We start from the raw sequence: 12,191 nt of genomic DNA, 5'->3' as shown, positions 1-12,191 counted from the left end.
CGGCCGCCGAGCACGCCGCGGACATGTCCGACGACAGGCCGGAACAGCCTGCGCGGCTCCCCCGCCTGGACATCGTCCTCCTCGGTGTGGGGCCGGACGCGCACGTCGCCTCGCTCTTCCCGGAGCAGGCCGGCATCCGGGAGAAGGAACTGACTGTCGTGGGCGTCCGCAACTCCCCCAAGCCGCCGCCGGCGCGGGTGTCGCTGACGTTGCCGGCGATCAACACGGCATCCGAGGTGTGGATGGTGGTGGCCGGTGACGACAAGGCCGGCGCCGTAGGGCTCGCCCTGGCCGGGGCCAATCCCGTGCAGGTGCCCGCCGCGGGGCCGCGCGGCCGCCGGGAAACGCTGTGGCTGATTGACGAGGACGCGGCCTCACGGGTCCCGGAGCAGCTCGTCCGGAAGGGTCCGTCCGGAGCGTAGACGTTCCAGCGCTCCAGCCAGCACGTCCTCGGCGTCCTGGCTGGAGCGCCGCTCTTTAACGTATTCCAGATGCGTCTTGAAGCCCTCTGTTGGCGTCTCCTCCAGGGCAAACTTTGATTCGTCGCGGGTTGCGGTGCCGCCGCAGCGCCGGCAGTCCCAAACTCCGGGGATCTGTTCTTCCGGCAGCTGTGCGAACACGAGCGAGGTTTCATGGCCCTTGGCGCACCGGAAAGCTACACGAATACGGGGCTGGCGTACGCCGGCCCCGTTCAGTGGTTCATGGCGGGGAGTGGCCCCCTCGGTGGCGCCCACACGGATTCCTTTGAATCCGGAAGCAGAATGCAGCATCGGGAACTCCTGGCTACGTAGCTGGTGGAAGTGCAAGACGACAGCCACAGTGTAGTTCGTGAGTTCCCGATGCCGGGAGGGCCATAAGGACCCCATATGAAGTTTTCGAAACGGGCGTCCTAGGAATCGGCGCCTGTGCTGAACCGCATAAGCAGCCCGAGGGCGATGATCACCACGCCCCAGGTGATTCCCAGGATGACCGTGAACCGGTTGAGGTTCCGTTCCGCGACGCCGGAGGAGCTCAGCCCCGAGCTCATGCCGCCGCCGAACATGTCGGACAGGCCGCCTCCGCGTCCCTTATGGAGCAGGATGAGCAACGTCAGCAGGAGGCTGGTGATGCCCAGGAGGACCTGCAGAATGACATGAAGAACGTCCACGACGGCCTTTCAGAAGGATTGGATTGCGGGGGTCAGGCTGTGTCCGGACTAATCCGTCAACAGGTGACTCTCGAACCTGACAATATTAGCAAACTCGGCAGCGTCCAGGCTGGCACCGCCGACCAGCAAGCCGTCGACGTCGCGCTCCTTCAGGATCGAGGCCGCGTTGTTGGCCTTGACCGAGCCGCCGTACAGCAGGCGGGTCTTGGCGGCGACGTCTGCTCCGAAGAGGGTGGACAGTTCGGCACGGATGGCGGCGCACATTTCCTGCGCGTCTTCCGGGCCTGCGACCTCGCCGGTGCCGATGGCCCACACGGGCTCGTAGGCAACCACGAGCTCGGCGGCCTGCTCCGGGGTGAGGCCTTCGACGCCGGCGCGCAGCTGGGCGAGGGTGTGGTCCACGTGGGTGCCGGCCTGCCGGATCTCCAGGCCTTCACCGACGCAGAGGACCGGGGTGATGCCGTGCCGGAAGGCGGCTTTGGTCTTGGCGTTGAGCACGGCGTCGGACTCGTTGTGGATGGTGCGGCGTTCGCTGTGGCCGACCAGGACGTAGCTGCAGGCAAGCTTGGCGAGGAACTGGCCGGAAATGTCTCCCGTGTAGGCGCCGGAGTCGAACTGGGAAAGGTCCTGGCCGCCGTAGACGACGGCGAGCTCGTCGCCCTGGACCAGGGTCTGGACGCCGCGGAGATCCGTGAACGGCGGGAAGACGGCGACCTCCACCCGGCTGTAGTCGTGCTTGGCGTCGGACAGGGTCCACGCGAGCTTCTGCAGGAGGGTGATGCCCTGGACGTGGTCCATGTTCATCTTCCAGTTGCCGGCGATGAAGGGCTTGCGGTCGAATTTACCGTTGGTTGACGTGGTCACGTGATCTCCAGGAGTTCTTGGTGTGTGGGAGCAGCCGGCAGGGCGCCCGGTTCCCTGCGGAGGGCGCCCTGCCGGCTCAAATGCCGGTGCTTTTAGCGGTCAGTGCTTCTAACGGTCCAGGACGCTCAGGCCGGGGAGTTCCTTGCCTTCAAGGTACTCCAGGCTTGCGCCGCCGCCGGTGGAAATGTGGCCGAACGCCTCATCGGCGAAGCCGAGTGTCCGGACCGCTGCCGCCGAGTCGCCGCCGCCAACCACGGTGAACGCGTCCGTCTCGGTCAGGGCCTGGGCGATGGCCCGGGTACCGCCGGCGAAGGCCGCGAATTCGAACACGCCCATGGGCCCGTTCCAGAACACCGTCCGGGCGCCCTTGATCCGTTCCGCAAAGGCCGCTGCCGAGACCGGCCCGATGTCCAGCCCGATGCCCTGGGCTCCGAAGCTGCCCGACTCGATGGCGTCGGCGGCAACGGTCTCGTGCTCGGCGTCGGCGGCGAACTTGCCCGCCACCACAACATCGGTGGGCACGACGAACTCGGTACCGGCGTCGGCAGCGCGCTTCAGGTAGTCCTGGACAACCGGGATCTGGTCCTCTTCGAGCAGGCTGCCCGCGACCTTGTGACCCGCGGCGGCGAGGAAGGTGAACAGCATGCCGCCGCCCACCAGGATCGTGTCCGCCTTGCCCAGGAGGTTGTCGATCACAGCGAGCTTGTCGGAGACCTTGGAACCGCCGAGGACAACGACGTAGGGCCGCTGGGTGTCCGTGGTGAGCTTGCGCAACACCTCGACCTCCGTGCGGACAAGGTCGCCCTGGTAGGACGGCAGCCGCGTGGCGACGTCGTACACGCTGGCGTGCTTGCGGTGCACCGCACCGAAGGCATCATCGACGAAGGCGCCGTTGTCGCCGGTGAGGGCGATCAGCTCGTCCGCGAAGGCGCCGCGCTCGGCGTCGTCCTTGGAGGTCTCCCGCGCGTCGAAGCGCACGTTTTCCAGGACCAGCACTTCGCCGTCCTGCAGCGCAGCGGAGAGCTCCTTGGCCGACTCGCCGACGGTGTCGGTGGCAAGTGAGACCTTGAACCCGGCAAGCTCGGCCAGCCGTGCGGCTGCGGGCTTGAGGGAGTACTTCTCCTCCGGGGCGCCCTTGGGGCGGCCGAGGTGTGCTGTGACCAGCACGCGGGCACCGGCGTCCGTGAGCTTCGCCAGCACTGGCAGGGAGGCCTTAATGCGGCCGTCGTCAGTCACTGTAGAGCCGTCGAGCGGCACGTTCAGGTCACTTCTGACCAGAACGTACCGCCCGCGGACACCATCAGCGATCAGTTCGTTGAGGGTGTGAAATGTCATGAGTCTTACCCTAGCCCAGCTTGGACGCTACAAGCTCCGTGAGGTCCACGAGGCGGTTGGAGTAACCCCACTCGTTGTCATACCAGGACACAACCTTGACCTGGTCGCCGATCACCTTGGTCAGGCCGGAATCGAAGATGGACGAAGCCGGGTCGCCGACGATGTCGGAGGAGACGATCGGCTCGTCGGTGTAGGTCAGCAGGCCCCTGAGCTCCTCGGTCTCCGATGCTGCCTTGAGGGCGGCGTTGACTTCGGCGACCGTGGTCTCGCGGGAAACCGTGACGGTCAGGTCCGTGGCGGAGCCGGTGGGAACGGGCACGCGGATGGCGTAGCCGTCGAGCTTGCCCTTGAGCTCCGGCAGGACCAGGCCGATTGCCTTGGCGGCACCGGTGGAGGTGGGCACCATGTTGATGGCGGCGGCGCGGGCGCGGCGGAGGTCCTTGTGCGGGCCGTCCTGCAGGTTCTGGTCGGCGGTGTAGGCGTGGATGGTGGTCATCAGGCCACGCTCGATGCCGAAGGCGTCATTGATGACCTTGGCCAGCGGGCCGAGGCAGTTGGTGGTGCAGGAGGCGTTGGAGATGATGTGGTGCGTGGCGTTGTCGTACAGGCCGTCATTGACGCCCATCACGATCGTGATGTCCTCATCCGACGCGGGGGCGGAGATCAGGACCTTCTTGGCGCCGGCGTCGATGTGCTTCTGCGCATCGGCGGCCTTCGTGAAGAAGCCGGTGGACTCGATGACGATGTCGACGCCGAGCTCGCCCCAAGGCAGCTTCGCGGGGTCACGTTCGGCGAGGACCTTGATGATGTTGCCGTCGACGACGATGTTGCCGTCCTTGACCTCGATGGTTTCGGCCAGGCGGCCGCCCACGGAGTCGTACTTGAAGAGGTGAGCGAGGGCTTCCGGGCTGGTGAGGTCGTTGACCGCAACGATCTCGAGGTCTGCGCCCTGTGCGAGGGCGGCGCGGAAGTAGTTGCGGCCGATACGGCCAAAGCCGTTGATGCCAATACGGGTCGTCACGTTTTCAGTCTCCTTGGTGCTCTTGCGAGCACGACTAGTTGAGAAGGCGTTCAAGCCAACTAACAGATCCCGCACGCCATTGGGCAGAGATAATTACCAGATCGGAGGGCGACCAGCCACATTGCTGAAGGCTAACCGCCTTCCGTGATCCATCTTACGTTTAACCGGGACTGCCCCCGCAAGTGCAGGGGCAGTCCGTCCACATTTCGGGCCGAAGGGCCCGTAATGTGAGGTTTGTTACAAACGGAAGTCGATTCCGTGACCCTGTGCAGGGTATAGGGACCTGCCTAGAGGGTGATGAGACCCGTCGCGTTCTTGCGCGCGGCGTCGAAGCGCTTGGCGACGTCGGCCCAGTTCACGATGTTCCAGAAGGCCTTGACGTAGTCAGCCTTGACGTTGACGTAGTCCAGGTAGAAGGCGTGCTCCCACATGTCCAGCATCAGCAGCGGGGTGGTGCCGAGTGCGACGTTGCCCTGCTGATCGTAGAGCTGCTCGATGACCAGGTTGCCGCCGATGGGCTCGTAGGCCAGGAAGCCCCAGCCGGAGCCCTGCAGGCCCAGTGCCGCGGCGCTGAACTGCGCACGGAACGCGTCGAACGAACCGAAGGCGTCGTCAATGGCCGCCGCGAGCTCGCCCTCGGGCTTGTCGCCACCGTCCGGTGAGAGGTTCTTCCAGAAGACGGAGTGGTTGATGTGCCCGCCGGTGTGGAACGCGAGGTCCTTGGAGAGGCGGTTGATGTTGGCGAAGTCGCCCTTTTCGCGCGCCTCGGCCAGCTGGGCCAGGGCGTTGTTGGCGCCGGCCACATAGGCGGCGTGGTGCTTGCTGTGGTGCAGCTCCATGATCTTCGCGGAGATGTGCGGTTCCAGCGCTGCGTAGTCATAGTCGAGCTCGGGCAGTACGTACTCGGTCACAAATTCCTCCAATGTCGTGGACGGGTTGTCCGGTTCGGTAACTCTTTCGATCGTGCATCCGGATGCGGGGCATCCGGAAAATTGCGGTGGGATCCAACGGCGACAACCAGCCGCCGCTCCCGGATATTTCATTCCCCGGGATATTCCTGCTGTTGATTCTAGGGGCGGGCTAGTCGTCGAGCATTTCCGGCGTCACATTGGCTTCCGTGCCCGGGATGCCGAGGTCCTGGGCCCGTTTGTCCGCCATGGCCAGCAGCCGGCGGATCCGGCCGGCGATGGCGTCCTTGGTCATGACGGGGTCGGCGAGCCGGCCCAGCTCGTCCAGGCTGGCCTGTTTGTGCGCGACCCGGAGCTCACCGGCATACTTCAGGTGGTCCGGGACGTCGTCGCCCAGGATTTCCAGGGCGCGGTCCACCCGGGCACCGGCGGCCACGGCGGCCTGCGCGGAACGGCGCAGGTTCGCGTCATCGAAGTTGGCGAGCCGGTTGGCCGTGGCGCGGACTTCCTTGCGCATGCGGCGTTCTTCCCAGACCATCAGCGCGTCGTGGGCGCCCATGCGCGTCAGCAGCGCGGCGATCGTGTCGCCGTCGCGGATCACCACGCGGTCCACTCCCCTGACCTCGCGGGCCTTGGCCTGGATGCCCAGGCGGCGGGCGGCGCCGACGAGGGCCAGGGCCGATTCGGGGCCGGGGCAGGTGACTTCCATGGCCGAGGAGCGGCCGGGCTCGGTGAGCGAGCCGTGGACCAGGAACGCGCCGCGCCAGACAGCTTCGGCGTCCGCGGCGGAGCCGTTCACCACTACCGACGGAAGGCCGCGCACGGGGCGCCCCCGCGCGTCCAGGAGTCCGGTCTGGCGGGCGAGGGCCTCACCGTCGCGCACCACCCGCACCACGTAGCGGCTGCCGCGGCGCAGGCCGCCGCCGGAGACGACGATGATCTCGCTCTGGTGGCCATACACCTCGGCGATGGCGGCGCGCAGCCGCCGGGCGGTCGATGCGAGGTCGACTTCGGCCTCGATCACAATCCGGCCCGAGATGATGTGCAGCCCGCCGGCGAAGCGGAGCATCGCCGATACCTCGGCCTTGCGGACTGAGGACTTCTTGATATCCAGACGGGAAAGTTCTTCCTTGACTGATGCTGTCAGTGCCATGGCACCTTTCCTAACTATTCCCGAAAATATCGTGATACGCCGTCGCCAGCCGCAACGGATCGTGGACCGGACGGCGACCAGACGCCCCCACTTTACCCAAGACCACCTCGGCACCGAGCATTCCTGCCGCCGCCTCGAAGTCGGGCAGGTTCTGCACCGACGCCGGGTCGGCCAGGATGACGTCGATCGTGAACTCCGGCGCGTATTCGCGCAGCACCCGGAGGTGGTCGGCGGCGGACATGCCGGCCGTCTCCTTGGTATCTGTGGCCAGGTTCATGGTCAGGCACCGGCGGGCAGCCGTGTTGGCGAGGGCCTCGCGCATTTCGGGCAGCAACAGGTGCGGCAGCACGGACGTGTACCAGGAGCCCGGCCCGAGGATCACCCAGTCGGCCAGCTCGATCGCCGTCAGTGCCTCGGTGCAGGCCGGAGCGTTCTCAGGCAAGAGCCGGACGTGCTCCAGGGACCCTGCCACCGCGCACTTGGCCTGGCCGGTGAGCGTCTGCAGTGCCGTGGCGCCGTCCGGGGCGGTGACCCGGACCTGGCCCTCGATGGTCAGCGGGACGCTGGACATCGGCAGGACTTCGCCGCGCGCGCCGAGCAGGGCGCCGGCCCACTTCAGGCCTGCGACGGTGTCGCCCAGGAGCTCCCAGAGCGTGACGATCAGGAGGTTGCCCATCGCGTGCTCATCGAGGGAGCCGCCGCGGCCTTTGCCGGGGGCGAAGCGGTGCTGCATGACGTCGCGCCACGTGCGGCCCCAGTCGGTGTCGTCGCACAGCGCGGACAGGGCCATCCGGAGATCACCGGGCGGCAGGACGCCGTACTCTTCGCGGAGCCGGCCGGAGGATCCGCCGTCGTCCGCGACCGTGACGACCGCGGTGAGTTCGGAGGTCAGCAGGCGCAGGGCCGACAGCGAGGCGGAGAGGCCGTGGCCGCCGCCGAGCGCGACGACGGAGGGGCCTTTGTCCTGCTGGCTGGCGAAGGCCGCGCTGGCGGGCGGGACAAGGGGCAGCGGGCCGGTCAGCAGCGCCATTACTCGCGGCCCAGGTCCCGGTGCGTCGTGGTCACCGTGACGCGCGGATACTGCGCCAGCCTCCGGGAGAGCTCGACGGCGACCGCCACGGAGCGGTGCTTGCCGCCGGTGCAGCCCACGGCGATGGTGGCGTAGTGCTTGTTCTCCCGCCGGTACCCGTCCAGGACAGGTTCAAGGGCCAGGACGTAGCGTTCCACGAAGTCGCTGACGCCCTGGGCCTCCAGCACGTAGTCGCTGACGTCCTTGTCCAGTCCGGTGTGCGGGCGCAACTGCGGCACCCAGTGCGGGTTGGGGATGAAGCGGGCATCGGCCACGAAGTTGGCGTCCACCGGCAGCCCGTACTTAAAGCCAAAGCTCATGACGTTCAGCCGCAGCGCCACCGGCCCGGTCTCGCTGAAGAGTTCGGTGATGGCGGTGGCGAGGCCATGGACGTTGAGGGAGGACGTGTCCAGGACGATGTCGGCGGTGTCCTTCAATTCACGGACCAGCTCGCGTTCGGCGGCGATGCCGTCCAGGATCCGGCCGCCGCCCTGGAGCGGGTGGGGCCTGCGGCCCTGCTCGAAGCGGCGCACCAGGACGTCGTCGTTGGCGTCGAGGAACAGCACGCGGAAGCTCACGCCCGTGGCTTCCAGGGCGCGGAGCGCCGCGCGCATGTCGACGAACAGTTCCTTGCTCCGGACGTCCATCACGACGGCGAGCTTGGACATGGAGTGCGGCGTCCGGGACACCAGTTCGGCGAGCGTGCCGAGCATCTGCGGCGGCAGGTTTTCCACGACATACCAGCCATGGTCCTCAAGGGCGTCCGAGGCGGTGCTGCGGCCGGCTCCCGACATTCCGGTCACCACGAGCAGTTCAGCCTCGACGGGTTTGACGGGTGTCATGCCGTCCGCATCCGTCTCGGATCCTGCCGTCGACTCTGCCATCAGTGAAGCCCCATCTCTGCCTGTGCGATTTGCTGTTTGTCAGGTTTGCGCTCCGGCCGCGGTGATGCCGCTGCCGTGCCGTACCCAAGTCCTTACCCTAACTAAGTTTGGCGGCACTAGCTAAGCGTCGAGGATTTCGCCGGTGGTCATGTTGACGGCAGGAACCGTGGCGGCTTCCTCGACGCCGCCGCCAGCGAAGTGCCGGACGATCGCGGCGGCCAGGGACGGGCCAATCCCCTTGGCGCCGGTGAGTTCATCCTGCGTCGCGGCTTTGATCCCCTTGACGGAGCCGAACTCCGCCAGGAGGGCCTTGCGCTTGGATTCGCCCAGCCCGGGCACGCTGTCCAGGGCGGAGGCCGTCATGGCCTTGCCGCGCTTTTGCCGGTGGAAGGTGATGGCGAAGCGGTGGGCCTCATCGCGGATCCGCTGCAGCAGATACAGGCCGGCCGAGGCGCGTGGCAGGATCACCGGGAAATCGCTGTCCGGCAGCCACACCTCTTCGAGCCGTTTGGCCAGGCCGACCACGTACACGTCCTCGATGCCGAGCTCTTCCAGCGCCCTCGCGGCGGCATTGACCTGCGGTTTGCCGCCGTCGACGACGACGAGATTGGGCGGGTAGGCGAATTTGCTCCGCGGTGTTGGCGTCGTGGAGTCCGCGACCGCCGCGGCGGTTGCCGCGTCCAGGGCGGCCTGGTGCGCCGGTTTGGCCGCGGCCGCCGCCTGCTCGTCTTTCTCTTGAAGATAGTGCCGGAACCGGCGGGTCAGCACATCATGCATGGCCGCGGTGTCGTCGGTGGCCGCGGCCCCGGTCACGGCGAACTTCCGGTAGTCGGACTTTTTCGGCAGGCCGTCCTCGACCACCACCATGGAGCCGACCACGTTGGTGCCCTGGACGTGCGAGATGTCGAAGCACTCGATCCGCAGCAGCGCCACGGGAAGCTCGAGCGCTTCCTGGATTTCCTGCAGGGCCTGGGAGCGCATGGTGAGGTCGCCGGCGCGCCGGGACTTATGGAGCTTGAGGGCGTGCTCGGCGTTTTCACGGACCGTGGACAGGAGGGCGGCCTTGTCTCCGCGCTGGGGAACGCGGATGTCCACCCGGGCCCCGCGCAGGCCGCTGAGCCATTGCGCAAGCTCCGGGGCGTTGCTGGGTTCGGCAGGCACCAGCACTTCCCGGGGCAACCTGCCCTGAAGCCCGGCTTCCTCGCCGTAGACCTGCTGGAGCAGGTGTTCGACCAGTTCCGGGGTGGTGGAGTCCTCGACTTTTTCCACCACCCAGCCGCGCTGGCCGCGGATCCGTCCGCCCCGGACGTGGAAGACCTGCACGGCGGCCTCGAGCTCGTCTTCGTGCAGGGCGAAGACGTCGGCGTCCGTGCCCTCGGCCAGGACGACGGCGTTACGTTCGAAGACCTTCTTCAGCGCCACGATGTCGTCCCGGAGCCGGGCCGCGCGTTCGTAGTCGAGCTCGGCGACTGCCGCGGCCATCTCCCGTTCCAGCCGGTTGACGAAGGGCTTGGCTTCGCCGCCCATGAACGTGCAGAAATCCTCGGCCAGGGCGCGGTGGTCCGCGGCGGAGATCCGGCCGACGCACGGCGCGGAACATTTGTCGATGTAGCCGAGCAGGCAGGGCCGGCCGCTGGCTTCGGCGCGCTTGAGCACCCCGGCGCTGCAGCTGCGGACCGGGAACACGCGCAGCAGGGTGTCCATGGTGTCCCGGATCGCGCCGGCGGTGTACGGGCCGAAGTACCGGGTCCCCTTGCGCCGGTCGCCGCGCAGCACCTGGACGCGCGGGTACTTCTCCCCCATCGTCACGGCGAGGTACGGGTAGCTTTTGTCGTCCCTGAACATCACGTTGAAGCGGGGCGTGAATTCTTTGATCCACGTGTATTCCAGCTGCAGCGACTCGAGTTCGCTGCCCACCACGGTCCATTCAACGCTGCTGGCCGTGTGGACCATCGCATAGGTTTTGGGCATGAGCCCGGCGGGGTTGGCGAAATAAGTGTTCAGCCGGGCACGGAGGTTCTTGGCCTTGCCGACGTAGATGACCCGGCCGTGCGGATCGCGGAAGCGGTACACGCCCGGATTGGTCGGAATTTCACCCGTCTGGGGTCGGTAACTCGCTGGATCTGCCACACATCAAGTCTACTGAGCCGCCGGCGGTGCCGTTGCACGTGTGCCGGCGCATGCCCGGCGGAGGCCGGGAGCAGGAAGCCGCGCGCTATTCGGCCGACTTGCTCTGGTTGTAGCTGGTGGAGCGTTCCTGGCCGCTCAGGTCCGCGATTGCGTCCATGATGCGGTCCGTGACCTGGCGGCGGGCCGGCAGGGAATGGTCCGGTCCGGTCTTCTCGAAGTACAGCGGCTCGCCGACCTTCATGGTGAAGTGCTGCGGTTTGACGGACTTGCTGTCCGCGGGCTGCAGGTGTTCGGTGCCGATCAGGCCCACCGGGATTACGGGCGCGCCGGTGGTCAGGGCCAGCCAGCCGACGCCGGTGCGGCCGCGGTACAGGATGCCGTCGCGGGAGCGGGTGCCTTCTGGATAGATGCCCACGCCCTTGCCGGAGTCGAGGATGTCCAGCAGCGTTTTCAGCGCCTGGACGCTCGCCGCCTGCTCGCCGCGTTCCACCGGAATGGAGCCCACAGCCTCGAAGAAGGACTTCATGGCCTTGCCTTTGATGCCGCCGGTGGTGAAGTACTCAGCCTTCGCGAAGAAGGCCACGGGCCGCGGCATGAGCGCCTGGACGATCACGCTGTCCAGGAACGAAAGGTGGTTCGGTGCCACGATGAACGGTCCGTCCTTGGGCACGTTTTCCAGGCCGATGACCGTGGGACGGCACGTGGTGGTTACCAGCCCCCGCGTGGTCCAGCGGATTGCGTCAAACATTGCCATCGGTGTGCACCTCGTTCAGGGCTGTGGTCCCCGGGCGTTCGGAGAGCCGGTTGATCGTCGCGTGAAGCGCCGCGGTGTTATGCACGATCTCGACGGCACCGGCCGCGTGCAGTTCGCCGTCGGGCGCAAACCCCCAGCCTACGCCGATGCAGTCCAGTCCGTTCGCAGCGGCCCCGGCGACGTCCTGCGCCCGGTCCCCCACCATCACGGCCCGGCCGGCGGCCGCAGGGTCCGCGGCAGCGAGGTCCGAGAGCGCCGCGGCGACGATGCCGGCCTTGCCTTCGGGAACAGAACCTGCGGGAACAGAGCCTGCGGGAACGGAGCCGTCGGGCACCGAGCCCGCTCCCGGGCTGGCGGCCTCGTCGGCGGCGGAGCCCCGGATGCTGTGGAAGAGTCCGGCGATGCCGTGGTGCGCCAGGACAGTGCGGGCAAGCCCTTCCGGCTTCTGGGTCGCGACGGCGATGGGCCGCCCCGCGGCGACGAAGTCCTCGAGGAGGCCGCGGATTCCCGGGTACAGCCTGCTCTGCGCTATTCCTGTGGATGCGTAGTGCGCCCGGTAGATGCGGACGGCGTCTTCCAGCTGTGCGGCCGGAACGCCGGCGATTTCCGTCAGGGAATGGCTCAGCTTGGGCCCAATCATGGCGTCCATCCGGGACTTGTCCGGAACCGGCAGGCCAAGCTCGATGAGGGCCGCGGCGATACCGTCGGTAATACCCCCGGCGGGATCGACAAGAGTGCCGTCAAGGTCGAAGATCACGGGCACTGTTGTATGCGTCACCGGCTTAGTTTCTCACGAGTGTGCTGTTGCCAGAAATTCGCATACTCCTTCAGGAATACATCAGGGAATACATCGGGAATACATCACGCAATACATCAGCGGATACATCCGGTGAAAACCCTGCGGGGCGGGGACGCGTGCGGCGGAA

At 67.1% G+C, this 12,191-nt stretch carries 13 protein-coding genes; 1 reads left to right on the top strand and 12 read right to left on the bottom strand.

Annotated features, from left to right (window positions below):
- Nucleotides 1-422 (top strand): 6-phosphogluconolactonase (gene pgl / locus Y706_RS28165; RefSeq protein ID WP_043436094.1); only part of this gene is annotated, 422 nt, incomplete at its 5' end.
- On the opposite strand, the gene Y706_RS0112415 is transcribed toward pgl, so the two are convergent.
- The 12 genes from Y706_RS0112415 to Y706_RS0112360 form a co-directional block, all read right to left on the bottom strand.
- On the bottom strand, nucleotides 375-734 hold the full coding sequence (locus Y706_RS0112415; protein WP_343213057.1) for an RNA polymerase-binding protein RbpA: 360 nt from the start codon (nucleotides 732-734) through the stop codon (nucleotides 375-377). The genes pgl and Y706_RS0112415 overlap by 48 nt on opposite strands.
- A 155-nt stretch (nucleotides 735-889) precedes the next feature.
- Nucleotides 890-1,147 carry a preprotein translocase subunit SecG gene (gene secG, locus Y706_RS0112410; protein WP_018772994.1) on the bottom strand — a complete coding sequence of 86 codons (258 nt, stop codon included), beginning with the start codon at nucleotides 1,145-1,147 and terminating at the stop codon, nucleotides 890-892.
- Nucleotides 1,148-1,195: 48 nt separating this feature from the next.
- Complete coding sequence (gene tpiA / locus Y706_RS0112405) at nucleotides 1,196-2,011, bottom strand: triose-phosphate isomerase (protein WP_018772995.1); 816 nt, start codon at nucleotides 2,009-2,011, stop codon at nucleotides 1,196-1,198.
- Nucleotides 2,012-2,119: 108 nt separating this feature from the next.
- The gene (locus Y706_RS0112400; protein WP_028276842.1) at nucleotides 2,120-3,346 is read right to left on the bottom strand and encodes a phosphoglycerate kinase; all 1,227 of its coding nucleotides are present in this window, start codon (nucleotides 3,344-3,346) and stop codon (nucleotides 2,120-2,122) included.
- A 10-nt stretch (nucleotides 3,347-3,356) separates the two neighbouring features.
- Entirely contained in the window at nucleotides 3,357-4,367 is a 1,011-nt protein-coding gene (gene gap, locus Y706_RS0112395; protein WP_028276841.1) for a type I glyceraldehyde-3-phosphate dehydrogenase, read from the bottom strand.
- Nucleotides 4,368-4,654: 287 nt separating this feature from the next.
- Entirely contained in the window at nucleotides 4,655-5,278 is a 624-nt protein-coding gene (locus tag Y706_RS0112390) for a superoxide dismutase (RefSeq protein WP_028276840.1), read from the bottom strand.
- Nucleotides 5,279-5,447: 169 nt separating this feature from the next.
- Nucleotides 5,448-6,428, bottom strand: coding sequence for a DNA-binding protein WhiA (gene whiA / locus Y706_RS0112385; protein WP_018772999.1), 981 nt, complete (start codon nucleotides 6,426-6,428; stop codon nucleotides 5,448-5,450).
- A 10-nt stretch (nucleotides 6,429-6,438) separates the two neighbouring features.
- The gene (yvcK, locus tag Y706_RS0112380; RefSeq protein WP_028276839.1) at nucleotides 6,439-7,458 is read right to left on the bottom strand and encodes a gluconeogenesis factor YvcK family protein; all 1,020 of its coding nucleotides are present in this window, start codon (nucleotides 7,456-7,458) and stop codon (nucleotides 6,439-6,441) included.
- The gene (gene rapZ / locus Y706_RS0112375) at nucleotides 7,458-8,381 is read right to left on the bottom strand and encodes an RNase adapter RapZ (RefSeq protein WP_018773001.1); all 924 of its coding nucleotides are present in this window, start codon (nucleotides 8,379-8,381) and stop codon (nucleotides 7,458-7,460) included. Before rapZ ends, yvcK begins: the two co-directional genes overlap by 1 nt.
- A gap of 120 nt (nucleotides 8,382-8,501) precedes the next feature.
- Nucleotides 8,502-10,511 (bottom strand): excinuclease ABC subunit UvrC, encoded by a 2,010-nt coding sequence (uvrC, locus tag Y706_RS0112370; RefSeq protein WP_028276838.1) that lies wholly within the window; start codon nucleotides 10,509-10,511, stop codon nucleotides 8,502-8,504.
- Between the two features lie 85 nt (nucleotides 10,512-10,596).
- Nucleotides 10,597-11,265, bottom strand: a complete 669-nt coding sequence (locus tag Y706_RS0112365) for a lysophospholipid acyltransferase family protein (protein ID WP_026266350.1) — start codon at nucleotides 11,263-11,265, stop codon at nucleotides 10,597-10,599.
- On the bottom strand, nucleotides 11,252-12,043 hold the full coding sequence (locus Y706_RS0112360) for an HAD hydrolase-like protein (RefSeq protein WP_028276837.1): 792 nt from the start codon (nucleotides 12,041-12,043) through the stop codon (nucleotides 11,252-11,254). Before Y706_RS0112360 ends, Y706_RS0112365 begins: the two co-directional genes overlap by 14 nt.
- Between the last annotated feature and the right edge of the window lie 148 nt (nucleotides 12,044-12,191).

Origin of the sequence: Arthrobacter sp. I3 (assembly GCF_000520575.1) — a bacterium.
Lineage (GTDB): Bacteria > Actinomycetota > Actinomycetes > Actinomycetales > Micrococcaceae > Arthrobacter > Arthrobacter humicola_A.
Note: the sequence above shows the minus strand (reverse complement) of the source record. Positions and strands in the feature narration are given on the sequence as shown.

Coding starts and splice junctions, on each gene's coding strand:
- rapZ (WP_018773001.1), bottom strand. CDS start 8,381: ATGGCAGAGTCGACGGCAGGATCCGAGACGGATGCGGACGGCATGACA.
- Y706_RS0112400 (WP_028276842.1), bottom strand. CDS start 3,346: ATGACATTTCACACCCTCAACGAACTGATCGCTGATGGTGTCCGCGGG.
- Y706_RS0112365 (WP_026266350.1), bottom strand. CDS start 11,265: ATGGCAATGTTTGACGCAATCCGCTGGACCACGCGGGGGCTGGTAACC.
- yvcK (WP_028276839.1), bottom strand. CDS start 7,458: ATGGCGCTGCTGACCGGCCCGCTGCCCCTTGTCCCGCCCGCCAGCGCG.
- whiA (WP_018772999.1), bottom strand. CDS start 6,428: ATGGCACTGACAGCATCAGTCAAGGAAGAACTTTCCCGTCTGGATATC.